Annotated in this window: 24 protein-coding genes; 9 read left to right on the top strand and 15 right to left on the bottom strand. The window is 71.9% G+C overall.

What is annotated here, in order from left to right; genetic code table 11:
* Nucleotides 1-16 precede the first annotated feature (16 nt).
* From OVA21_RS03315 to OVA21_RS03300, 4 genes are read right to left on the bottom strand one after another with little or no spacing between them, the layout of a single operon-like run.
* A complete protein-coding gene (locus OVA21_RS03315) occupies nucleotides 17-1,309 on the bottom strand; it encodes an MFS transporter (RefSeq protein ID WP_268091757.1) in 1,293 nt (430 codons plus the stop codon).
* Nucleotides 1,306-2,196: a TIGR02569 family protein gene (locus tag OVA21_RS03310; RefSeq protein ID WP_167457919.1), complete on the bottom strand. Its 891-nt coding sequence runs from the start codon at nucleotides 2,194-2,196 to the stop codon at nucleotides 1,306-1,308. Before OVA21_RS03310 ends, OVA21_RS03315 begins: the two co-directional genes overlap by 4 nt.
* Before the next feature lie 26 nt (nucleotides 2,197-2,222).
* A complete protein-coding gene (locus tag OVA21_RS03305) occupies nucleotides 2,223-3,440 on the bottom strand; it encodes a ThiF family adenylyltransferase (RefSeq protein WP_268093105.1) in 1,218 nt (405 codons plus the stop codon).
* Nucleotides 3,437-4,447, bottom strand: a complete 1,011-nt coding sequence (locus OVA21_RS03300; RefSeq protein ID WP_268091756.1) for a DUF3152 domain-containing protein — start codon at nucleotides 4,445-4,447, stop codon at nucleotides 3,437-3,439. The genes OVA21_RS03305 and OVA21_RS03300 overlap by 4 nt, the downstream gene beginning before the upstream one ends.
* 151 nt (nucleotides 4,448-4,598) lie before the next feature.
* Here OVA21_RS03300 and OVA21_RS03295 point away from each other — a divergent pair, with 151 nt between their 5' ends.
* Entirely contained in the window at nucleotides 4,599-5,264 is a 666-nt protein-coding gene (locus tag OVA21_RS03295) for a TetR/AcrR family transcriptional regulator (protein WP_268091755.1), read from the top strand.
* Nucleotides 5,265-5,315: 51 nt separating this feature from the next.
* Here OVA21_RS03295 and OVA21_RS03290 read toward each other — a convergent pair whose 3' ends face one another.
* Nucleotides 5,316-5,543: a DUF3107 domain-containing protein gene (locus OVA21_RS03290; protein WP_067712332.1), complete on the bottom strand. Its 228-nt coding sequence runs from the start codon at nucleotides 5,541-5,543 to the stop codon at nucleotides 5,316-5,318.
* Nucleotides 5,544-5,830: 287 nt separating this feature from the next.
* On the opposite strand from OVA21_RS03290, the gene OVA21_RS03285 reads away from it, so the two are divergent.
* Entirely contained in the window at nucleotides 5,831-7,381 is a 1,551-nt protein-coding gene (locus OVA21_RS03285; RefSeq protein WP_268091753.1) for a DEAD/DEAH box helicase, read from the top strand.
* Nucleotides 7,382-7,410: 29 nt separating this feature from the next.
* Nucleotides 7,411-8,706, top strand: a complete 1,296-nt coding sequence (locus OVA21_RS03280; protein WP_268091752.1) for an Rv3212 family protein — start codon at nucleotides 7,411-7,413, stop codon at nucleotides 8,704-8,706.
* Nucleotides 8,707-8,745: 39 nt separating this feature from the next.
* Here OVA21_RS03280 and OVA21_RS03275 read toward each other — a convergent pair whose 3' ends face one another.
* Entirely contained in the window at nucleotides 8,746-9,174 is a 429-nt protein-coding gene (locus tag OVA21_RS03275; RefSeq protein ID WP_096905877.1) for a hypothetical protein, read from the bottom strand.
* Nucleotides 9,175-9,562: 388 nt separating this feature from the next.
* Between OVA21_RS03275 and OVA21_RS03270 the strand changes: the two genes are divergently transcribed.
* Nucleotides 9,563-9,811, top strand: a complete 249-nt coding sequence (locus OVA21_RS03270) for a WhiB family transcriptional regulator (protein ID WP_067712327.1) — start codon at nucleotides 9,563-9,565, stop codon at nucleotides 9,809-9,811.
* Between the two features lie 115 nt (nucleotides 9,812-9,926).
* Here OVA21_RS03270 and OVA21_RS03265 read toward each other — a convergent pair whose 3' ends face one another.
* Nucleotides 9,927-10,142 carry a biotin/lipoyl-binding carrier protein gene (locus tag OVA21_RS03265; RefSeq protein WP_067712324.1) on the bottom strand — a complete coding sequence of 72 codons (216 nt, stop codon included), beginning with the start codon at nucleotides 10,140-10,142 and terminating at the stop codon, nucleotides 9,927-9,929.
* 104 nt (nucleotides 10,143-10,246) lie between these two features.
* Between OVA21_RS03265 and OVA21_RS19310 the strand changes: the two genes are divergently transcribed.
* Nucleotides 10,247-10,321 (top strand): 50S ribosomal protein bL37, encoded by a 75-nt coding sequence (locus tag OVA21_RS19310; protein WP_370452405.1) that lies wholly within the window; start codon nucleotides 10,247-10,249, stop codon nucleotides 10,319-10,321.
* Between the two features lie 79 nt (nucleotides 10,322-10,400).
* Here the strand turns inward: OVA21_RS19310 and OVA21_RS03260 are convergent, their stop codons facing one another.
* Together OVA21_RS03260 and OVA21_RS03255 are read right to left on the bottom strand one after the other, a co-directional pair.
* The gene (locus tag OVA21_RS03260; protein ID WP_067712322.1) at nucleotides 10,401-10,727 is read right to left on the bottom strand and encodes a zf-HC2 domain-containing protein; all 327 of its coding nucleotides are present in this window, start codon (nucleotides 10,725-10,727) and stop codon (nucleotides 10,401-10,403) included.
* Nucleotides 10,727-11,404, bottom strand: coding sequence for a sigma-70 family RNA polymerase sigma factor (locus OVA21_RS03255; RefSeq protein WP_067712319.1), 678 nt, complete (start codon nucleotides 11,402-11,404; stop codon nucleotides 10,727-10,729). The genes OVA21_RS03260 and OVA21_RS03255 overlap by 1 nt, the downstream gene beginning before the upstream one ends.
* A gap of 106 nt (nucleotides 11,405-11,510) precedes the next feature.
* On the opposite strand from OVA21_RS03255, the gene OVA21_RS03250 reads away from it, so the two are divergent.
* Nucleotides 11,511-12,041 (top strand): aminoacyl-tRNA deacylase, encoded by a 531-nt coding sequence (locus OVA21_RS03250; protein ID WP_268091751.1) that lies wholly within the window; start codon nucleotides 11,511-11,513, stop codon nucleotides 12,039-12,041.
* A gap of 60 nt (nucleotides 12,042-12,101) precedes the next feature.
* Here the strand turns inward: OVA21_RS03250 and OVA21_RS03245 are convergent, their stop codons facing one another.
* Nucleotides 12,102-12,962 (bottom strand): SOS response-associated peptidase, encoded by an 861-nt coding sequence (locus OVA21_RS03245; protein WP_268091750.1) that lies wholly within the window; start codon nucleotides 12,960-12,962, stop codon nucleotides 12,102-12,104.
* A gap of 40 nt (nucleotides 12,963-13,002) precedes the next feature.
* Here OVA21_RS03245 and aroA point away from each other — a divergent pair, with 40 nt between their 5' ends.
* Nucleotides 13,003-14,322 (top strand): 3-phosphoshikimate 1-carboxyvinyltransferase, encoded by a 1,320-nt coding sequence (aroA, locus tag OVA21_RS03240; RefSeq protein ID WP_268093104.1) that lies wholly within the window; start codon nucleotides 13,003-13,005, stop codon nucleotides 14,320-14,322.
* A 9-nt stretch (nucleotides 14,323-14,331) separates the two neighbouring features.
* Nucleotides 14,332-15,381: a ribosome small subunit-dependent GTPase A gene (gene rsgA / locus OVA21_RS03235; protein WP_268091749.1), complete on the top strand. Its 1,050-nt coding sequence runs from the start codon at nucleotides 14,332-14,334 to the stop codon at nucleotides 15,379-15,381.
* Between the two features lie 89 nt (nucleotides 15,382-15,470).
* Here rsgA and OVA21_RS03230 read toward each other — a convergent pair whose 3' ends face one another.
* The 4 genes from OVA21_RS03230 to OVA21_RS03215 form a co-directional block, all read right to left on the bottom strand.
* On the bottom strand, nucleotides 15,471-16,589 hold the full coding sequence (locus tag OVA21_RS03230; protein ID WP_067712304.1) for a ferredoxin reductase: 1,119 nt from the start codon (nucleotides 16,587-16,589) through the stop codon (nucleotides 15,471-15,473).
* Nucleotides 16,590-16,783: 194 nt separating this feature from the next.
* Complete coding sequence (locus OVA21_RS03225) at nucleotides 16,784-17,305, bottom strand: DUF6912 family protein (RefSeq protein ID WP_067712302.1); 522 nt, start codon at nucleotides 17,303-17,305, stop codon at nucleotides 16,784-16,786.
* A gap of 44 nt (nucleotides 17,306-17,349) precedes the next feature.
* Nucleotides 17,350-18,747: a wax ester/triacylglycerol synthase family O-acyltransferase gene (locus OVA21_RS03220; RefSeq protein WP_069388692.1), complete on the bottom strand. Its 1,398-nt coding sequence runs from the start codon at nucleotides 18,745-18,747 to the stop codon at nucleotides 17,350-17,352.
* A gap of 4 nt (nucleotides 18,748-18,751) precedes the next feature.
* The gene (locus OVA21_RS03215; protein WP_067712297.1) at nucleotides 18,752-19,162 is read right to left on the bottom strand and encodes an HAD family hydrolase; all 411 of its coding nucleotides are present in this window, start codon (nucleotides 19,160-19,162) and stop codon (nucleotides 18,752-18,754) included.
* A gap of 368 nt (nucleotides 19,163-19,530) precedes the next feature.
* Between OVA21_RS03215 and OVA21_RS03210 the strand changes: the two genes are divergently transcribed.
* On the top strand, nucleotides 19,531-19,923 hold the full coding sequence (locus OVA21_RS03210; RefSeq protein ID WP_240341453.1) for a hypothetical protein: 393 nt from the start codon (nucleotides 19,531-19,533) through the stop codon (nucleotides 19,921-19,923).
* Between the two features lie 31 nt (nucleotides 19,924-19,954).
* Here the strand turns inward: OVA21_RS03210 and secA are convergent, their stop codons facing one another.
* On the bottom strand, nucleotides 19,955-22,732 hold the full coding sequence (secA, locus tag OVA21_RS03205; protein ID WP_067712293.1) for a preprotein translocase subunit SecA: 2,778 nt from the start codon (nucleotides 22,730-22,732) through the stop codon (nucleotides 19,955-19,957).
* Between the last annotated feature and the right edge of the window lie 25 nt (nucleotides 22,733-22,757).

Here is a 22,757-nt window from a genome sequence, read left to right as displayed (position 1 = left end):
CGCCCCGCCGCGAGGGTCAGCGCAGGGTGTCCTCGAGCATGTTCGGGCGGCAGGCGGTCCGCGAGACGACCGTCATGATCGCCAACACCACCGTGAGGAACGCCAGGCCCGCCCCGAGCCCGGGGCCGTCGAACAGCATGCCGAACACGAGCGGCCCGAGGGACGCGGCCGTGTACCCCACGCCCTGGGAGAACCCGGAGAGCGCGGCGGAGCCGGCCTGGGTGCGCGTGCGGAGGTTGATCAGCGTGAGGCAGAGCGGGAACGTGCTGGGTCCCACGCCGAGCAGGCAGATCCACACCCACGCCGCGCCGGGAGCCCAGAGCAGGCCGGCGAACCCGGCCAGGTAGGACACGACGGAGACGACGACGACGGCGTACGGGTCCTCGAAGCGGCCCGCCGCCCACGGCACCACCAACGCCGCGACGAGGCCGATCGCCGAGTACACCGCCAACGCCAACCCGCCCTCCGCGCGCGTCATCCCGATCGATTCGGCCACGGCCGGGAGCCAGGTGAAGAACGCGTACGTGCACAAGGAGTTGGTTCCGAAGAACAGGGCCAGCGCCACGCCGACGGGCGAACGCCACGGGCGGATGCGCCGGGTGGGGGTCGCGGCGGAGCCGCCGGGGGCGCCGGTGGGGGCGCTGGTGGGGGCGCTGCCGGTGGAGCCGTCGGCGGGGCGGGGGGACCCGGTGGCACGAGGGGAGTCGGTGGGGACGCCCGGCCGCACGACCTCGACGATCCAGGGGATCGCGGCGACGACGGCGAGGACCGCCCACCACCCGATGGAGACCCGCCACCCGGCGGCCTCCTCGACCGGCACCGCCACCAGCGCCGGGACGACGGTGCCCAGCTGCAGACCGGTGATGTAGGCCATGCTGACCGCGGCCACGTGCCGGGGGAAGTACTTCTTGACCAGGGGCGGGGCGACGACGTTGCCGATCCCCATCCCCGCCAGCGCGATGAGTGATCCCGCGCCCATCACCCAGGGGTCGTGGGCGGCGGCCCGGATGAGCTGCCCGACGGCCGCCGCGACCATCGCCAGGACCGTGAGCATCTCCAGACCCACCCGGCGTAGGACGATCGGGGTGAGCACACCCCAGACGGCGAACATGGCGGTCGGGACCATCCCGAGCAGCCCCATCCCGGCGGCGCCGAGGCCGATCTCGGCGTCGATCACCCCGAGCAGCGGGCTGAGGGAGGTGACGGCGGTCCGGAGGTTCAGCGAGACGAGGACGACGCCGACGAGGGCCACGAGCGGAAACGCGAGGGCACCCTGGCGGGACGATGCCCGCGGGGAACGAGGGGTCATGCCGACGTGTCCCCCACGAACTCGCCGACCTCGCGGGCCATGGACTGCAACCCGTCCATCGCGTGCGGCCGCGAACCGGGGTGCAGCGCGTGTACCGCCAACCGGAACACGGCAGCGCGCAACACCATCTGGGGCCACTGCTCGAGATGGCGCCATCTGCCGAGGACCCCGATGTCGGCCGTCCCCCACGACAGGTGGTCGACGGCGACGACCGCGGCCGACCACGAGGTCGGCCGGGCATAGGGCACGACGTCGGTCAGTGCGGGTTCGGCGGACGAGTCGAAGAGCAGACCCCGGGCGAGATCCCCGTGGACGACGCCGGTCACGGGGATCCCGACCGGCCTGCGGTGCCGGATGAGGCCCGTCGCACCGAGCAGAGCGGCCGCACGGTGGGTCGCGAAGGGCGTACCGCGGTCCTCCATCCCGGGCGCCAGGTCGTGCTCCGGGTCACCGTCCCAGGCGGCCGCCTCGGCGAACGCGAACAGGTCGGTCTCGGCCCACGGCCGCCTCGCCGGGCGGGTGGCGGGCCGCGGGGGCTCCACGTCGGCGAGCGCCGCGTTGATCCGCGCGGACCACGCGATGGTCTCGTCGGCGCGCGCCTCGGGGCGACCGGACACCACCCGGTCGGCGCGCCAGCCGGACACGACGTGGCGTCCATCGGTCGAGCGGACGGGGAGGGCCACCCGTAGCCCCGTCACGTCCAGTTCCTCCCGGACCCGGGCGGACCAGTTCGCCAGCGCCGTGTCCGCGACGGGGCGGAGCACGACGGCGGCACCGGAGGTGGACACCAGCCAGCCGGTCCCGGAGCCGGCGACCACGGGGACGGCCGGGCCGTCCGTCACGCCGAACGCGCCACGGACGTGCTCGGGGACCCTCGCATCGTTCACGCCGCCCACGCTACCCACCTCCTCGGTCAATACCCGGGCAGGGACGGGTCGACGTCGCGTGTCCACGCGTCGATTCCGCCCGCCAACGACCGGACGCCGGTGAATCCGGCCCCGGACAGGGTCGTGGCGGCGCGCGCGGAGCGCACACCGGACTTGCAGTAGAGGACCAGGCGCCCCCGGGCGGCGGCGCGACCGAGGACACCGGTGGGGTCCGCGGCGTCCTCGGCGACCGAGTCCAGGGGCACCCACACCGACGGCTCGATCCGGGCGATGGACCGCTCACCCGCCCCGCGGACGTCCACGAGGACCGGGGCGGCAGCGCCGGGGGACCCCGCCTGCGTCAACTCCTCCGCGAGCTCGGCGGCGGTGACGACCGGCACGGCCGCCGGCATCTCGCAGGAGACGTCGTCGGCCCCGTCGGGCAGTCGGGTGACCGGCTCCCTCGACGGGTCCGGTCGGATCGTCACCGCCCGGTGGGTCGACTCGAGCAGATCCATCAGGACCAGGCGTCCGAGTAGGGGCCGGCCCGCTCCCGTGACGAGCTTGACCGCCTCCATTGCCATCATCGACCCGACCGTGCCACACAACGCACCCACGACCCCGGCCTCGGCACAGCTGGGCACCGACCCGGGAGGCGGTGGGGACGGGTAGAGGTCGCGCAGGGTCACCGGGTCGGCGGGCGCCGGTGGGCGCGACCAGAACACGGCGAGTTGCGCCCGGAAGCGGTCGATGGTCCCCCAGATGAGCGGGATCCCCGCGATCTCGCAGGCGTCGGAGACCAGGTACCTGGTCGCGAAGTTGTCGCTGCCGTCGATCACCAGATCATGGCCCTCGAGAAGCGACTCGATGTTCAGGGCGTCGAGTCGGGCGTGGATCGCGTCGACCCGGACCCCGGGCGCCAACTCGGCCAGACGGTCCCTCGCCGAGTCCACCTTGGGTCGGCCCACGGCCCCGACGGAGTGGATCACCTGCCGGTGCAGGTTGCCGAGGTCCACCTCGTCGTCGTCGACGACCGTGATCCGCCCGACACCCGCCGCGGCGAGATACAGGAGCACCGGGGCGCCCAGGCCGCCGGCACCCACGACGAACACCGACGCGGCGCGCAGGCGACGCTGCCCCTCGTCGCCGATCGCGCCGAGCAACAGGTGCCGCGAGTACCGTTCCCGCTCGTCCCTCGTGAGCTCCGGTACCGGTTCCACCAGCGGGGGAAGGCCGCGGTCCCCCGGTCCGCCCGCGGCGGTCATCCCGCCACCGGGGGTCCGTCGGGGAACGGCCACGCGTTGTATCGACACGTGTCGTCGTTGTCCGGGACCACGCCCTCGGGATCCAACTGGTGGATGTCGCCGTTGTTCACGCCGAACGTCTGCTGCATCATGATCGGCGCCAGGGCGCCGTCCGCGGGGCACGGCTCGTGGGCCGGGTAGCCGATCGCGTGGCCGACCTCGTGGTTGACCAGGTATTGCCGGTAGGACCCGATGTCGCCCTGGAACGACCTCGCTCCCCGCACCCAGCGCGCGAGGTTGAGGTAGACGCGACCCGTGGCCGAGTTGTAGCAACTCGCCTCGAGTTCGATGTCGTACCCGCAGTTCTCGCGGACCGTCACGGGGCTCGCCAGCGAGACCCGGAACGCGGGCTCGTCACCGGCGATCCGCCGGAACGCGACTGCGCCGTCGGCCGTCCAGCTCTTGGGGTTGGCCAGGGTCGCGTCGACCATCCTGGCGACCGAGTCGTCCCCGCCGAAGTCGACGGTGTCGATCCCGTCCTCGACCTCGACCGTGTAGCTGAACTGCTCGGCCGTCGGGCGTCCCACCGGATCGGTGCCGCCGGGCACGATCCTGAACTCCCCGCTCGCGGCCCCGATGAAGGAGCCGCCCTCCGGTAACTCACCACTGGGCGGGACCTCACCCGCCGCGGGTACCCCGACCACGGCCGGGGTCTCTTCCGCCCGGACCACCCGGTCCTCGTCCGACGCGCCCGGCGAGACGATGGCGTCCCCGATCACCAGGGCGGTGAGCACCACGAGCACCGGGATCGCGTACGCGCGCCAGCCCCAGGTGGCCAAGAACCTGCCGACCGGGGTCTGCCGACGCAGGTGGTCCCGGGATCCGGGCACCGACCGGCGGCGCCCCGGGGTCGACTCCTGCGGGTCCCACGGCGCGCGCAGCGGCTCGCCGTGCGGAGGGTAGTACGGGGGTCGCTGACGACCCTCGGCGTCCGCACCGCCCGGCGTCCGGCGACGGCCGTCGCTCATCCGTACACCTCCACGTCCACTCCTGAAGTCAAGGCCTACACGATCCCACATGAGGGGTGAGGCGCCTCCTCCCGCACTCCGCGGCTGCGGGTATTGTCCGTCTGGCCCGGACGCCTGTCGACTCCCGCCCGGGCGGAGAAGGAGCCAGCAGATGACGAGCCCGGACGGACCCTTCCCGGCCGCACCGGGCCGCACCCGAGCGGCCCGGCTCCCCCGCGGGGCCCGGCGCAGCCAGCTGATCGACGCCGCCGGGACCGTGTTCGTCGACCAGGGCTTCCACGCCTCCGGGATGGATGACATCGCCGTCCTGGCCGGCGTCTCCAAGCCGGTGCTCTACCAGCACTTCGATTCCAAACGTGACCTGTACATCGAGGTGCTGCGCCACCACGTCGACGAACTGCTCGGGCGCATCCGTGCCGCGCTGGACTCGACCTCCGACAACCGGCGCCGGGTCGAGGCGGCCGTCGACACGTTCTTCGCGTACGCCGACGCCGACACCCGCGGGTTCCGGTTGGTCTTCTACTCCGAGTCCGGTGACGAGGACGTCCGGCGGGAACTCGACAGGGCCACCGACGGGTGCATCGACGCGGTCCACGACCTCGTCCGCGGGGACTCCGGGCTCGACGCCCACCGCTCGCGACTGCTGGCCGTCGGACTGGTCGGGGCCAGCCGGGTCAGCGCCGGGCACTGGCTCGACGCCGGCCGGCCGATCCCCCGCGCGGACGCCGTCTCGACGACGGTCACGCTGTGCTGGGGCGGCCTGTCCAAGATCCCGCGTCACGGAGGGGACCGGACCGACCCGGACAACCAGGTCTGACCCCCGGGGGTCGGGGCCGCGAGGGCGGCCCCCGGCCCGGGGTTCACTCCCTCAGGAGAGGAACCCGACCGCGCGGCGCGCGGTCTCGCCGATCTCGACGTACGCCACCCGATCGGTGGACACGAGGTAACGGCGCCCCTTCTCGTCCTCGAGCTCGAGTACCGCCTTGGCCTCCGCGGTCAGGGCCGCCTCGACGCGCTTGTACACGTCCTCCGGCGTCATCCCGGTCTTGAACACGAGCTCACGGTTGCTGTCGGCGATGCCGATCTTGACCTCCACGGTGCCTGCCCTTCTCGTCGTAGGCGCATGTCACGCCGTCATCGGCGGTGCGTGCGATCCAGGCTAGCCCGACGCGCTCGAAAGGCGGCGGCACGGGATAGGATGTGTGCACGTGGATCACTCCCCGGGTCCGGATCGCTCCGGCGCCGGGCGTGACAGGTCCCGTGGAAATGTGCGCGCGCCCCGCTCGCGAGGCCGGACCTTGTGCGGCCCGAACCATCCGCGCGCGAGACGAGAAAGGCACCGCCCTGTCCACCACAGATGTCACCACCGAAGAGGTCGACGGCATGGCCACGACGACCGCCGTCGTCGACGCCCCGTCCTCCGACTCCTCCCCCAGCTTCGCCGAACTCGGCGTCCGCCCGGAGATCGTCACCGCGCTCGCCGAGCGCGGGATCACCCACACGTTCGCCATCCAGGAACTCACCCTCCCGCTGGCACTGGCCGGATCCGACCTCATCGGTCAGGCCCGGACCGGAATGGGCAAGACCTACGGGTTCGGCGTCCCGCTCCTCCACCGCATCGCCACCGGCGAGGCGACGAGGACGCTCGACGGCACCCCCCGGGCGCTGATCATCGTCCCCACCCGCGAGCTGTGCGTCCAGGTCACCCAGGACCTCAAGATCGCCGCGACCGGCCTCACCGCGCCGGCGGCCTCCGGGTCCGGCACCCGCCCGCTCAAGGTCCTCGCGATCTACGGCGGAACGCCGTACGAGCAGCAGACCGAGGCCCTGGAGAAGGGCGTCGACGTGGTCGTCGGCACCCCCGGCCGCCTGCTCGACCTCGCGAACCAGTCGAAGCTCGTGCTGGGCAAGGTCGAGGCCCTCGTCCTCGACGAGGCCGACGAGATGCTCGACCTGGGCTTCCTGCCCGACATCGAGAAGCTGCTGCGCATGGTCCCGGAGAAGCGCCAGACCATGCTGTTCTCGGCCACCATGCCCGGCCCGATCATCACCCTGGCCCGCACCTTCCTCACCAAACCCACCCACATCCGCGCCGAGGCCGCCGACTCCGGCGCCACGCACGAGAACACCACCCAGTACGTCTACCGGGCCCATTCGCTCGACAAGCCCGAGGTGGTCTCCCGGATCCTCCAGGCCGAGGGCCGTGGCGCCACCATGATCTTCTGCCGCACCAAGCGCACCGCCCAGAAGTTGGCCGACGATCTCGCGGAGCGCGGCTTCCGGGTGGGCGCCATCCACGGCGACCTCGGCCAGGGAGCGCGTGAGAAGTCCCTCAAGGCGTTCCGCTCCGGTGACGTCGACGTCCTCGTCGCCACCGATGTCGCGGCCCGCGGGATCGACGTCGACGATGTCACCCACGTCATCAACTACCAGTGCCCGGAGGACGAGAAGACCTACGTGCACCGGATCGGCCGCACGGGCCGCGCCGGACGCACGGGTGTCGCCGTCACCCTCGTGGACTGGGACGACCTGCCCCGGTGGGGCCTGATCGACAAGGCCCTCGGACTCGGGTCCGGTGAGCCCGCCGAGACCTATTCGACGTCCCCGCACCTGCGGTCCGATCTCGGGATCCCGGAGAGCGCCGGCGGACGCGTCGGCGCCCCCACCGGGACCGGCTCCGGCCGCCGCCCGGCCGACCGCGACTCCCGCGGGCCCGCCCGGGAGTCCGGGACCGGATCGGGACCCCGTCGGCGGCGTACCCGGACCGGGGCCTCCGGCGCTGACGGGGCCTCGACGCCCACCACGTCCGGTGACCCCGCTCCCGGGACCGACAGCGCAGACGGTTCGGCGACCCCCGGGGACGCACCCCCGCGGCGCCGCCGTCGCCGTCGGCGCCCCTCGTCGTCGTCGCCCGACCAGGCCGGTCAGGACTGACCGGGCCACCACCTCCCCACACACGGCACGTGCGCGCAGACAGACACGCCACCGGCGGCCCGGGCCGACGGTTCCCCGGTGTGCCCTCCGAACGGGGGACACGCCGCGATCTGGCGACCGCGGCCGTCATCGTCCTCGTCATGGCGGTGGTGGCCGCCGCCGTCCTGCTATCGGGAAGCGCGAACCGCTCGCACTTCCGCGCCGCCGACGACGAGCAGCCCGTCTACGGCCCCGCGGTCGAACGCCCCACCTCCCTCCAGCCCCTGTGGTCCCACGCGTCGGGGGGCGCGGGCGCCCCACTGACCACGAAGGGCAACCTCGTCACCATCGACGACGACGGGACCCTCGTGGGCCGCGACGCGGGCTCGGGCGAGCCGCGGTGGACCTACTCGCACGCCGGACGTCCCTGCGCGGCCACGTTCTATGCCGACATCCTCGCCGCGGCGTTCGACGGGGCCGCCGGGTGCAGTGACGTCACCGCCCTCGATCCGACGACGCAGCAGTACACGAGCACCCGGCAGAGCGCCTTCCCCGACGCGATGGAACTGACCTCGACCTGGCGGCACGCGCTGGCCTCCAGCCCCGAGCGGCTCGAGATCTGGCGCGACGACCTCGTCCGCACCGTCGAGTACGGCGCCGTCGAGGCGCCCCAGGAAGCCGACATGCAACCACGTACCGGCTGCACCCTCGGAACGGCCGACCTCACCGACGACCGGTTCGCCGTCGCCGAACGCTGCCCCGGCGACGACTCCACACGGCTCACGCTCGCCGAGACCGTCCCCGAGGACAGCCGCAAGCCCGAGGAGATCGCCTCGGAGACCACCGGCGCCCGTGGCCTGTGGATCATCGACGTCACCGACGACGGCGTCCTCGCACTGACCGACCGCGACGGTGCCTGGGCCGTCGAATGGTTCACCTCCCCGCGCCAGTACTCCCCCGTCCTGCGACTGGACTCCGAACCCGCGGCGAAACCGGGCGCCACCACACTCTCCGGCGACGACACCCAGGCACGGTGGTTCGACGGCGGCGCCACCCACGCCTTCCGGACCGATACCGGCCAGCACACCTGGACCGCCGGCGGGGCGACCGGCCCGGGCCTGACCGGCGGGTGGTCACCCGACCCCGACGTCACCACCGCGCGGGATTGGGTACTGCTCCCCGTCGCCGGCGGTTTCGGTCTCCTCGACCACGACTCGGGCGTCGAGACACTCCGGCTGGGTGCCACCTCCGCGGAGGGCGACGGCGTCACCGGGCTGGCGCAGATCGGCGACATCCTCTACGAACGCCGCGGCGGCTCGATCCACGCCTACAAGCTGCTGGCCTGACCGGGCCGCGGACGGCCGGTCAGGCGGCGTACCAGTCGGTCAGGCGGCGTACCACTCCACGGCGTCGCGCCGGAACAACGCCACCAGGGCGGAGGCACACACCACCGCCAGGGCGATCCCGGCCAGGTACTGGTGCGACCCCACCCCCACGTACCACGCGACGAAGAGCAGCAGCAGCTCGGCGATCACCACCAGACCGCGGCCCCACCGCCGACCGCGCAGCAATCCCAGCCCGGCGGCCAACAACCCGCCCCCGAGGATCGCGAACCACACGGCGGTCCCGTACCCGCTGATGACCACGGTCTCCTCGCGGTGGCCGCCGATCGCACGGACCAACAGGACCACCGCGATGCCCACGCCGATGAGCCCCTGAGCAGAGGCGATCCAGCCGGCGAGGCGGACCGGGCCGGGGATCGCGATCCGCGGGTCTGCCGGAACACGGGGCTCGTCCTGTCGTCTCACGTTCACCTCTCAAGACTATGTGGCACCGGATCCACCGGGCCCCACACCCCTGGTGGAGCGCGCTCCACCTAGTCGATAACAGCCTCTGGTGTGCGCTTTCGCGCCGATTTGACAAAGCGCGTGACGTTTACCACATCGAGGTTCAAGAGGGTTGACTTGTCAGGGAATCGTGGGACGATCAGTTGTAACAGCGCAGACACACCGTGTTTGCCTTGCCTTAACCGGGAGCCACTCCAGCAGGAGCGAGCCCGCGGAGCGGGTACAACCCCCACCACCCCGTCGGGTGTCACCGAATACGCACGTTCTCACGTCGATCGTACAGGTCCACGCCTGAACGGCGCGTTTTCGTGCTGCCCGGCGCACCCGACCTCGGTCTCACGACGAAGGAGTTCCCATGGACTGGCGCCACAAGGCCATCTGCCGCGACGAGGATCCCGAGCTGTTCTTCCCCGTCGGCAATTCCGGCCCCGCCCTCGCGCAGATCGCCGAGGCGAAGATCGTCTGCAACCGCTGCCCCGTCACCGCCGAGTGCCTGACCTGGGCCCTCGAGTCCGGCCAGGACGCCGGCGTGTGGGGCGGCATGAGCGAGGACGAGCGTCGCGCCCTCAAGCGTCGCCGCGCCCGCACCCGGACCACGGTCTGACCCCGACCGTCTGACGCGGCCGTCGTCCGACCCCAGGACGGCCAGCGTACGAGAGGCCGGTTCCCAACCCGATCAGGGTGGGAACCGGCCTCCCGCCGTTGTGGCGGCAGATCGGTCAGTCGATGACGGCGATGAGATCGCCCGCCTGGATGACGTCGCCGGGCTTCACCGCGACCTCCGTCACGGTTCCCGAGCCCTCACACAGCACCGGGATCTCCATCTTCATCGACTCCAGGAGAACGATCGTGTCGCCCTCGGCGACCTCGGTGCCGACCGCCGCGACGACCTCCAAGACGTTCGCGACCATCTCGGCACGGACCTGTTCAGTCATATGGATTATTCCTCTGCTTCCTCGACAACGGCCCCCGGACACCTCCAATGCAACCACACGGGCCCGCGCATGGAAGACTTGTACACCGACGAAAGGAGGCGACCATGAGCAAGCGTGGCCGCAAGAGGCGGGATCGCCGTAAGAAGAACGCCAACCACGGTAAGCGTCCGAACAGCTGAGTCCGGACGCCGTGGACGACGAGGGGGCGGGCACCTGACCGGTGCCCGCCCCCTCGTCGTCCGTCACCGCGTCCGCGGATCAGCCGAAGTCGCGTCTCTCGACGGTCGTGTGTCTGTGAACCACGGTGGTGCCGTCCGCATCCGTCGTGGTCACCGTCGTGCGTCGGATCTCCACCATCAGGCGTTCCCGCAGCCCGGTCGGAGCCTTCTCGCAGCACGAACTGGAGAGCTTCGCCTTGAGGCGGCGCTCCGAGAGGAACAACTCCCGGCAGTCCGGGCACCCCGCGAGATGATGTTCGAGTCGAGAGCGGCAGGCGTCGTCGCACTCGAGGTCCACCAGCAGGGACAGGTCGCGCTTCGCCGACCGGCAGTCGATCTCGTCGAGTCGTGGGTCGTGCTCCCTCATCACTTCGCCCCCTCCTCGCGGTCGCGGCCGAAACCCCGCTCGGTGGCCACGTCGCGCAGCAGCTCGCGCAGCTGCTTGCGACCGCGGTGTAGACGCGACATCACGGTCCCCAGCGGGGTGTCCATGATCTCCGCGATCTCCTTGTACGGCAGGTCCTGGACGTCGGCGTAGTACACCGCCATCCGGAACTCCTCCGGCAGCTCGGCGAGGGCCGCCCGGATCTCGTCGTCCGGCAGCAGTTCCATCGCCTCGACCTCCGCCGAGCGGAGGCCCGTCGAGGTGTGCTCGGCCGCGGCGGCCAACTGCCAGTCCGTGATCTCATCGGTCGGGTACTGCGCGGGCTGGCGCTGACGCTTGCGGTAGTGGTTGATGTAGGCGTTGGTGAGGATGCGATGCATCCACGCACGGAAGTTGGTCCCCGGCTTGAACGAGTGGAACCCCGCGAAGGCCTTGGCGTAGGCCTCCTGCACCAGGTCCTCCGCATCGGCGGGATTCCGGGTCATCCGCAAGGCCGCGCCGTAGAGCTGGTCGAGGAGTGGCATCGCCAGCTCCTCGAACTTCTCTGCGCGCTGGTCGGCCTCGTCGGGCTGCAACTCGGTCGGCAACCGGAACTCCTCACCTGTCGGTGTCCCGGAGTCTAACCGCACGCCCGGGGCGTCGAGGACCGCGGTCCGCATCGCACCCTCCCTTCCGACCCGGGACCTACCCCGGGTACCTGCTGGGAATCAACGCGGTGGACCGCCGCGGTATTCCGGACCCCGTCACCCGCTAGGCTCCCGTCCCGTGGGCAGCAGGAAGGGACGAGGCGGCGCCGCGGCGACCCCGGCGATCGTCGCGCTGCGCGACGCCGACATCGACCACACCGTGCACACCTACGAGGTGACCGGTGACGCCGCCTACGGCGACGAGGCGGCCCGCGTGATGGGCGACCGACTGGGGGTGGCCGCGGACAGGGTGTTCAAGACACTGGTCCTGGCCACCGGCAGACCTCCCGAGGGGTCACGGGTCCCGCACGCGGTGGCGGTCCTGCCCGTGACCTCCTCGCTGGACCTCAAGGCCGCGGCCGCCGCCCTGGGGTGCGGCAAAGCCACCCTGGCGCCGATCGACGTGGCGGAGAAGAGCACCGGGTACGTCGTCGGGGGCGTGTCGCCCGTCGGCCAGCGGCGCCCCCTGGCGACGGTGGTGGACGCCTCCGCCCTGGCCCACCCCACGATCCTGTGCAGCGCCGGCAGACGCGGGTGGGAGATCGAGCTCGCCCCCGTGGATCTGGTGGCGATCACCCGGGCGGTGACCGCCCCGATCACGGCCGGCTGACCGCCCGGTCACGACCGCCCGGTCACGGCCGCCCGGACACGGCCGCCCGGTCACGACCGCCTAGAAGAGCATCCCCTCGGCGGGGTCGACCGGCCGCACCAGCTCCGGGCCGTCGTTGCGGACAGTGGACACCGCCCGCGACACCGGCCTGATCTCCACCGACTCGGCCCACTCGCCCAGGTCACCGCCCGCGCCGTCCACCAGGGCACGCGGGTCACGCATGACGGCGGTATCGAGCCAGTCCCCGAGCACCTCGGGGCGGACCACCAGCGGCATCCGGTCGTGCACCCGGCGCAGCGACCCGAGCGCCTCCGTGGTGAGGATCGTGCACGACAGTTGGGTGACCGTCTCGTCCACCGGGTCCCGTCGGGCCTCCCACAACCCGGCCATGAGCAGGCCGCGGTCCCCCGGCAGGCTCATGAAGTACGGCTGCTTGGGCCCCGCCTTCCCGCCGGGGGTCGCGGGCTCGCCCGCCACCCACTCGTACCAGCCGTCCATCGGAATCACGCAGTGCCGGCGGGCGACCGCGGACCGGAACGACGGCTTGGAGTACGCGGTCTCCACCCGGGCGTTGAACAGGTTCGGCAGCCGCTGTGAGTCCCCCGCCCACGAGGGAACGAGCCCCCACCGCATCGCCCGGAGCACCCGCCGGGGCGTCGCCGTGCCCGCCGCCGCGCCCGGGCCCGGGGTCGCGCCCTGACCCGCCGTCGCCGCCGTTCCGGCCGGCTCGACGAGCCTCTCGGACCGCGGGACGTCCAGTGCCAGAACCGGGATCGTGGTGGTGGGCGCGATGTTGAACCGCGGGGCCCGGGGCGCGCTGGCGGGGAACAGGCCGGGAGGCGGGGACGTCGCCTCGTCGACCGCGTCCAGCTCCACCGCGAGCAGCGCCGGGTCCGAGGAGAGGGAGAACCGTCCACACATGCCGACATCCTCGCACCCGGGTCCGGCGGATGCCGCCGCGATGGGCGACAATGACCAGGTGAGTCATTGGAACGCGCCCGTCGCCGCCGGCCCCGTCGACGCGGACGTCACCATCCCCGGGTCCAAGTCACTGACCAACCGTGCTCTGGTGCTCGCGGCGCTGGCCGACGGCCCCTCCCGCCTGGTCGGCACGCTGCGCAGTCGGGACACCGATCTCATGATCGGCGCGCTGCAGGCGCTGGGGACACGCATCGAGGGACCGTCCGGACCGCTCGGCCCGGGTGACACCGACCTCGTCATCACCCCCGGTGAGCTGCGGGGCGCCGACGTCGAGTGTGGACTGGCCGGCACGGTGATGCGCTTCGTCCCGTCGGTCGCCGCCCTGGCGACCGGCCGGTCCACCTTCGACGGCGACCCCGCGGCCCGTGTCCGCCCGCAGGCCACCGTGCTCGACGCCCTGCGCGCACTGGGCGCCGCCATCACCGGGGGCAGCCTGCCGTTCACCGTCGACGGCACCGGCTCTCTGCGGGGCGGCCGCGTCGAGATGGACGCCTCCGCCTCCTCGCAGTTCGTCTCCGGCCTGCTGCTCTCCGCCGCGCGGTTCGACGAGGGCGCGGAGTTGGTCCACGTCGGCGCCTCGCCGGTCCCTTCCGGGCCGCACATCGAGATGACCCTGGAGATGCTCCGCGAGTCCGGCGTCGCCGTCGACCAGCCGACCCCGTCCTCGTGGCGGGTCGCGCCGGGTGCGATCGCGGCCGTCGACAGGGTCGTCGAACCGGACCTGTCCAACGCCACCCCGTTCCTCGCCGCCGCCGCGGTCACCGGCGGGACCGTCCGCGTCCCGCACTGGCCCGCCACGACGACCCAGCCCGGGGACGCCATCCGCGGCATCCTGCGGGACATGGGTGCGTCGGTCACCCTCGAGGACGCCGACGGTGCGGGCCACGGCACCCTCGTCGTCGTCGGCCCCTCACGCCTGTCCCCCGTGGACCTGGACCTGTCCGCCATCGGCGAGCTCACCCCCACCGTCGCCGCGCTGTGCGCGCTCGCCGACGGCCCCTCCCGGCTCACCGGCATCGCACACCTGCGCGGACACGAGACCGACCGCCTCGCCGCGCTCGCCGCGGAACTCGGCGCCGTGGGCTGCGGCGTCACCGAACTCGCCGACGGCCTCGAGATCACCCCGGCCCCGCTGCACGGCGCGCCGTGGCGCGCCTACGCCGACCACCGCATGGCCACCGCCGGCGCCATCATCGGCCTCGTGGCCCCGGGCGTCGGGGTCGACGACGTCGAGTCCACCTCCAAGACCATGCCCGGCTTCACCGCGATGTGGGCCGACATGCTCGCCGGACAGGGCTGACGGGCGGCCATGCCGAGCGGACGGGGTGCGGGCAGCGCACGAGGATGGGACGAGTCCGACGTCCGGGTCCGGCCCGGGAAGGGCTCACGCCCCAGGACCAAACGTCGGCCCAGCCATGACGACGCCGCCGCCGCGATGATCGTCGCCGTGGACCGCGGGCGCTGGGGCTGCGTGCTGCTCGACGACGGCCCCGACCACACCGCCGGGACCCGCGTCGTCGCCATGCGGGCCCGCGAGCTCGGCCGGACCCCCGTGGTGGTGGGTGACCACGTGGGCGTCGTCGGCGACCTCACCGGCGCGCGCGACACCCTCGCCCGGATCGTCCGCGTCGAGGAACGCTCGACGGTGCTGCGCCGGACCGCCGACGACTCCGACCCCTACGAGCGGGTCGTGGTGGCCAACGCCGAGCTCCTGCTCATCGTCGTGGCCGTCGCCGACCCCCCGCCGCGCGCCGGGTTCGTCGCCCGCGCCCTCGTCGCCGCCTACACCGGGGGGCTCGACCCCGTCCTGTGCCTGACCAAGGGCGACCTGGACGACCCGTCGGTGTTCGCCGCCGAGTTCGCCGAACTCGACGTGCCGGTCCTGCGGGTGGGGGTCGACGACGAGCTGGACGATCTCCACGACCTGATCGACGGCCGAATCTCCGCGATGATCGGGCACTCGGGCGTCGGCAAATCGACGTTGGTCAACCGCCTGGTCCCCGATGCCTACCGGGCGACGGGCGTGGTCTCCGGCGTCGGAAAGGGGCGACACACCTCCACGCAATCGGTCGCCCTCGAACTGGCGACGGGCGGCTGGGTGGTCGACACCCCCGGCATCCGCAGTTTCGGGCTGGCCCACGTCTCCCCCGACGACGTGGTGGCCGCGTTCTCCGACCTCGACGAGATCGCCGGCGCGTGCCCGCGCGGATGCACCCACCAGGGCCCGCCCGCGGACCCCGAGTGTGCCTTCGACGCCGTCACCGACCCCGCCGTGCACCGGCGGGCGCTCGCGGTGCGGGAACTCCTCGGGGCGCTACAGTCCAACGACCCGTGGGCGCTGGGGTTCGACCAGGACTGATCCGGTGGACTGCGGCGGGGCGTGGCCCGGCGGCCGGGTGTGGCCCGGCCGGCACCCGGGCCTCACGGGGGCGCCGGCCGGGCGGCCGATCAGATCTTGATCTCGACGTCCCCCAGCGCCACCGAGACGCAGGTCTGGATCCGCTCCCCCGGACCGTGGTCGGTGCCGTTGCGCAGGTCGCGGACGTGGCCCTCCTCCAGGCCCACGACGCACGTCTGGCAGATACCCATCCGGCAGCCGAACGGCATCTGCACGCCCACGCTCTCCCCGCCCTCGAGGATCGTGGTGGCCCCGTCGAGCTCCACCGTCTTGTCAGTCGAGCCGTACTTGACGGTCCCGCCCGACGCGCCCGCGTTGCGGTCCACGGTGAAACGCTCCATGTGGAGGTCGTCCCGTCCCGTTGCCTCGAAGTGCTCGGTCAGCTCGTCGAGCATCGCCGAGGGCCCGCACGCCCAGGTGGGACGCTCCGACCAGTCCGGCACGAGCGCCGACATCTGCTCGGAGTCGATGCGGCCGTCCTCGCTGGTCACCCGCAGGTGCAGCGTGTAACCCGGCTGGGTGCGCTCCAGCGCGAGGAGCTCGTCGTGGAACAGCGCGTCATCACGGTCGCGGATCGAGTGGACGTGCACCACGTCGGGGAACCCCTCGTCGGCCGAGCGGCGGTCCAGCGACCGCAGCATGCCCATCACCGGGGTGATGCCCGAGCCGGCGGTGACGAACATCAGCTTCTCGGGCGTGGGCGAGGGCAGGTGGAAATCACCGGCCGGCGCCTGCAGCCGGACGATCATCCCCGGCTCGACCGTTCCGACGATATGGTTGCTCAGCAGCCCCTCCGGCAGGGCCTTGACCGTCACCGAGTACTCGCCACGCCCCGTCGTGGGCGCCGACGTCAACGAGTACGAGCGCCAGGTCCACCGGCCGTTGAGCAGGACGCCGATCCCCAGGTACTGACCGGGGCGGTACTCGGGCGTGGCGCCCCAGCCCGGCTTGATCACGAGGGTCACCGCGTCGTCGGCCTCACGGCGCACGGAGACGATCTCGCCGCGCAGCTCGCGGGACGACCACAGCGGGTAGATGAGCGACGAGTAGTCATCCATCCGCAGCGGGTGGGTGAGGCGGTTGAGGAACGTACGCGCCCCCCGCGGCTCCGGAACCCGCGCGGCCGCCGCACGCAGGACGCGATTGAGCCCACTTCTCGACTCGGACACTGGTGCCTCCTTGAAAACGGATCCCCGCGGCCCGGGGGTCGGACCGCCGCTTCCGGACTATGAACCTACGGTAGCGTAGGTTCCCGTCCGGCGGGATCCCCCGGGCCGATTCTCCACGCCGTCGACCCGGGTCCGCAGGCGATCGGGGCAGTCCCGGCATCCGGGCGGTGTCCGGCCCGGGTGCGCCCGCACCCCTAGAGCAGCGTGAGCAGGAACGGCAGTTCCACCGCGTCGTACCACGCCAGGTCCACGTCGAGGGCGTCACCGACGGTGAGCTCGGCGTCCTCGTCCCCCAGATCCGCACGGTCCACCACCTCGACCGCGTCCTTCACCAGGTCCACGGCCCCGGCCAGATCAACGTGGACGGCGGCGATCTCCGCGGTCCCCACCGTGGCACCGTCCAGCCGCACCACGGCGGTGTCCAGGTCCGGCCGCGGCTGCACCCGCCCGTCGGGGACGTCCGCGCTCACCACGACCCGCCGGTACGGGTGGGCCTCGTGCGCGGCGCCGGAGTCGAGTTCACCGCCGAGCAGCCGGAGCGACGCCCGCGCGGCCTCGAGGAACGCCACGTGTTCGATCTCCTCCATGTCGCCCTCGGCGTAGGACTCGATGAGCGCGGGGGTCGCCGCGAACGCGGTGCCGCTCCGCACGGGCATCTCCCCTGCCTCGAGCAGGGTCTCGAGCATCGCCATGGTGGCGGGGACGAACAAACGCATGATGGACTCTCCTCGGGCGGGTGATGGTCAGCAGGCGGTGCTGCTCAACCGGCGGTGCCGGTGAGCTCGTCCAACGCGGACGAGATGAGCTCTCCGATCTCCTCCACGTCCGGGACGGCCTGGCGATCCGAGGTGAACCCGCAGTACACGGTCCCGGCATAGCTGCTCATCGACACGGCCAGCGCCTGCCCCTCGAGCAGGGCCGGGACGGGGTAGACCTCGACGAGTTCGCCATCGCCCCAGAACACCTTGCGCTGGGGGCCGGGCGCGTTGGTGACGACCAGGTCGTAGCTCTCCGACGGCAACATGATCGCCGCCCGGGAGGCCAGCGCGTGCAATGTGGGCGGAGCGAACCCGGACAGCCGCGCCAGGGATTTGGCCCCCACGGCCTCACGCGGATGACGCTGGGTGGCCGTCTCGCGGGCGATCTGCGCCAGACGCATACGGGGATTGGGCTCCCCGACCGGCATGCCGATGAGCGCCGAGGCGATCTCCGCCGAGGTGGCCTCGCTCTGGTTCTCCGACCCGTCGGCCTCCGAGGTCACCGCCATCGGCACGATCGCCCTGAGCGTGTCCGAGGTGGACAGGGGGTGGCCGCACGACAGGATCCAGGACCGCAGAGCCCCGCAGAGCACGGCGAGCACGACGTCATTCACCTTGCAGGAGTGCTCGCGCGCGATCTCCCGCGCCTGCGCGAGGGGGAAGGACGCCAACCCCACCCGGCTCCCGCGGGGACGGGTGGTGCGGAACATCTCCGCCAGACCGCCTGCGGGACGGAGCACCGACAGATTCGCCGCGCCGACCAGTCCGCGGGTGGCCCGCTCCAGCGCGTGAGCCAGGCGGGCCGAGCGGCGCACCAGCTCCAGGGGGTCGGTCGCGATGGTCATGAGCGCGTCCAGGACGAGGACCCCGTCCCCGGGCGCCGGCACCGGGGTCCACGTGGCGACCTCGTCGACATCCGCGGAGGCCCGCTCGTCCGTCACGAGCACCTGGGCGAGATCCACGGCGTGGGGACCGCCCAGCAGCGCATGGTGCGTCTTGGTGAGGATCGCCAACCGTCCATCCGGAAGCCCTTCGATGAGGTACAGCTCCCACAGCGGGCGATCCGCCTCCAGTGGCCTGTCGACGAGCCGCGCCACGAGGTCGGCCAGCTGCCGCATCCCGCCGGGAGCGGGGAGCGCCGACCGCCGGACGTGGAAACTGAGGTCGAAGTCCGGGTCGTCCACCCACACGGCCCTGGCCAGGGAGAAGGGGATGTGCCGGATCCGTTGACGGTACCGGGGCGCGTCGGCCAGGCGGGCGTCGACGAACTCCATGACGCGGTCGATGTCCCACGGTTCGTCCCTGGCGACCAGCGCCAACGAGCACGAGTGCCTGCTCCGGGAACGCGCGGCGTCACCGAGGAGCAGATCCGCGTCCGCGGTGGCCAACCTGGTCGCCACGGTGTCAGACCACCTCGTCCAACCCGAGGAGTCCCCGGATCTCCACGGCCGCACGATCGAACACCTGGTAGAACACGCCGATCATGCCGGTCCGCACGGCGCCGAGGACGTTCTCGATGGCGTCGTCGACCATCACGCACTCCCGCGGCTCGAGTTCGAGCCGGCGCGCCGCCTCCAGGAACGCCTCGGGCTCGGGCTTCTCCACCCCGGTCACACCGCTGAGCACCACGTGCTCGATCCCGAGATCGCGGGCGTCCTCCCGGACACGGTCCGCCCCCGGCCCCTCGGGTTCATTGCTCAGCACGGCGAGACGGACGTCATTCGCCCTCGCACCGGTCAGGATCGACCGCCAGTTCTCACGGTCCTCCTCCGTGCCGTCCAGCACCCCGAAGTAGTCGACTATCAGTCCACGCATGGGGACAGCCTAGGCAACACCCGGGCACGGTGCAGTAGGCGAGGTGGAACCGGGCGCCCGTTCCGGCGCGTCATGAGGGGTAGAGCACGCCAGACCACCCCGGGTCCGGCGCGGGAGGGAGCAGACCCCAGATGGCACCGACGCCCGTTTCGCCACCCACGACGGTGCGGCCTCACCGGTCGGCCGAAACCGATCGGGAGGCCGGCCGCGTCCGGCCCCTACCCTCCACCGAACCCGCGCCGGGAGTGCCGGGGGCCGCGGGGACGACGGATCGGGAGTGCGTCGTCACCCCGCCCGCCAGGCCGGTGCCGGCTCCGGAACGCGGCGTCCCGGTCCCCGCGCGGCGGGCCGCACACGCCCTGGTCGTCATGGCTCTGGAAGTCGTGGATCGCAGGCGGGCCCCGCACCACACCAGGGGCGCGTTCCCGCCCCATCTCGCAGAGATGCTGCGCACGCTCGCGCGTGACGGTGTGCCCGGACAGCACCTGGGACCGGCCAGGGTTCACCGGCTGCACATCCACGCCGCCGACCCCGGTCGGGCGGAGCCCGGCAGGTCGGAGCCCGGCAGGTCGGAGCCCGGCAGGTCGGAGCCCGGCAGGTCGGAAGGCCGCACGGCCGACCCCGGACGAGCGCCGGACGCGGAGGCGGTGGACTACGAGGTCTGCGCCACGTACGCCCGCGGGCCGCGACTGTTCGCCGTCGCGGCCCGCATTCGGGTCACCCCCACCGGTGCCGGCTGCGTGGCCCTCAGGTTGGTCTGAACCATCCCGCGGGCCGCGCGGGGGTGCCGGGTCAGTCCCGGCGGCCCCTCGTGGCGGCCTTGGCCGCCCTCTCGCGGCGCTCTGCGCGCTGCTGCCGCTCCTGAGACCGCCGCTCCGCCCGGTTCGCGGAGGCACCCTCGTCGACCAGCTCCGGGTCGCCACTCTCCGACGGGCCGGAGAACTGCATCTGGTCCGCACTCACATCCCGGCCGGTACCGGCGGCCCGGAGGATCGGGTTGGCGCCGGCGAGTGCCGCCGCCTGCGACGCGGAGGGACCGGCCATCGCCTTCTGCTGCTGGTTGGCCTCGACCTTGACGTTGAAGAGGAACGCCACCGTCTCTTCACGGACGCCGTCCATCATCACCGAGAACATGTCGTAGCCCTCGCGCTGGTACTCGACGAGCGGGTCACGCTGGGCCATCGCGCGGAGGCCGATGCCCTCCTTGAGGTAGTCCATCTCGTAGAGGTGCTCGCGCCACTTCCGGTCGAGGACCTGCAGCATGACCGACCGCTCGAGCTGACGCATGGCACCCTCGCCACCGATGCCCTCGATCTCTGCCTCACGCTCGTCGTAGCGGGCGAAGACGTCGTCGAGGACGGCGTCCTTGAGGTTCTTGGCGGACAGGTCGCCGGACGACCCGTACTCGTCGCCGTCGATGATGTCCTGCGCCGCGATCGTCACCGGGTAGAGCTGGTGGAGCGCGTCCCACAGCTTGTCCAGGTCCCAGTCCTCGACGTACCCCTCGGCGGTGGCACCGTCGACGTAGGCGCTGACGACCTGGTAGATCATCGACTCGACCTGGTCGGTGATGTCCTCGCCCTCGAGGATCCGCTTGCGCTCACGGTAGATCACCGTGCGTTGCTGGTTCATCACCTCGTCGTACTTGAGGACGTCCTTGCGGATCTCGAAGTTCTGCGACTCGACCTGCGTCTGGGCGTTCTTCACGGCCCGCGAGACCATGCCGGCCTCGATCGGCACGTCGTCGGGCAGGCTCAGGCGATTCATGATCGCCTCGACGGCAGCACCGTTGAAGCGCCTCATGAGCTCGTCACCCAGTGAGAGGTAGAAGCGTGACTCGCCCGGGTCGCCCTGACGTCCCGAGCGCCCGCGCAGCTGGTTGTCGATGCGCCGCGAGTCGTGCCGCTCGGTGCCGAGCACGTACAGGCCACCGGCCTGGCGGACCCGCTCCGCCTCCTCCTTGGTGAGCGTGCGCATCCGCTCGATCTCGGTGTCCCAGGCCTGCTCGTACTCCTCCGGGGTGGTGACCGGGTCGAGTCCGCGCTCGCGCAGGTTGAGGTCGGCGATGATGTCGGCGTTGCCGCCGAGGACGATGTCGGTGCCGCGGCCGGCCATGTTCGTGGCGACCGTGACCGCACCGGGCCGTCCGGCCTGCGCGATGATCTGCGCCTCCGAGGCGTGGAACTTGGCGTTGAGGACGTGGTGCTTGATGCCCTTGCGCGTGAGCAGCTTGGACAGGTGCTCACTGCGCTCGACCGAGGCGGTGCCCACGAGCACCGGCTGCTTCTTCTCGACCCGCTCGGCGATGTCCTCCACGACGGCGGCGAACTTCGCCTCCTCCGTCTTGTAGATGAGGTCCGCCTGGTCCTCGCGGGCCATCGGCCGGTTGGTCGGGATGGGCATGACCTCGAGCTTGTAGATCGAGTAGAGCTCGGCGGCCTCGGTCTCGGCCGTGCCCGTCATGCCCGCCAGCTTGTCGTAGAGCCGGAAGTAGTTCTGCAGGGTGATGGTGGCCAGCGTCTGGTTCTCGGCCTTGATCTCGACCCGCTCCTTGGCCTCGATCGCCTGGTGCATGCCCTCGTTGTAGCGACGCCCGTCGAGGACTCGGCCGGTGAACTCGTCGACGATGATCACGTCACCGTCGCGGACGATGTAGTCCTTGTCCTTGGTGAACAGCTCCTTGGCCTTGATGGAGTTGTTCAGGTAGCTCACCAGGGGCGAGTTCGCGGCCTCGTAGAGGTTGTCGATCCCCAGCTGGTCCTCGACGAACTCCACGCCCTGCTCGGTCACGCCGATGGTCCGCTTCTTGCGGTCGACCTCGTAGTGGGTCCCCTCCTCCAGCAGCGGCGCGATGCGTGCGAACTCGCCGTACCACTTGCTGGAACCGTCGGCGGGTCCCGAGATGATGAGCGGGGTCCGCGCCTCGTCGATGAGGATCGAGTCGACCTCGTCCACGATCGCGTAGTTGTGGCCGCGCTGGACCAGGTCGGCGGTGTCGTGCGCCATGTTGTCGCGCAGGTAGTCGAAGCCGAACTCGTTGTTGGTGCCGTAGGTGATGTCGGCGTGGTAGGCCTCGCGGCGCTGCGCCGGGGTCATCCCGCCGAGGATCGCTCCCACCGACAGGCCCAGGAAGCGGTGGACGCGACCCATCCATTCCGCGTCGCGCTTGGCCAGGTAGTCGTTGACGGTGACCACGTGCACGCCGTTCCCGGCGAGGGCGTTGAGGTAGGCCGGCAACACACAGGTCAGGGTCTTGCCCTCGCCGGTCTTCATCTCGGCGACCGAGCCGGTGTGCAGCACGATGGCGCCGATGATCTGCACCTTGTAGGGCTTCTGACCGAGGACCCGGTGGGCCGCCTCGCGGGCCACCGCGAAGGCCTCCGGGAGGAGCTCGTCCAACGTCTCCCCGTCGGCGACGCGACGCCTGAACTCGTCGGTCTTTGCCCGCAGTTCGTCGTCGCTCAGCTTCTCCGTCTCGTCGGCGAGTGTGTCCACGTAGTCGGCGAGAGCGGTGTACTTCTTGAGCTTTCGCCCCTCGCCGGCACGGAGCAGCTTGGAAAGAATCGACACAGTCTCGAACGTCCTCGTGGTCGGG

The organism is Dietzia sp. SL131 (genome assembly GCF_026672565.1).
GTDB lineage: Bacteria > Actinomycetota > Actinomycetes > Mycobacteriales > Mycobacteriaceae > Dietzia > Dietzia kunjamensis.
Note: the sequence above shows the minus strand (reverse complement) of the source record. Positions and strands in the feature narration are given on the sequence as shown.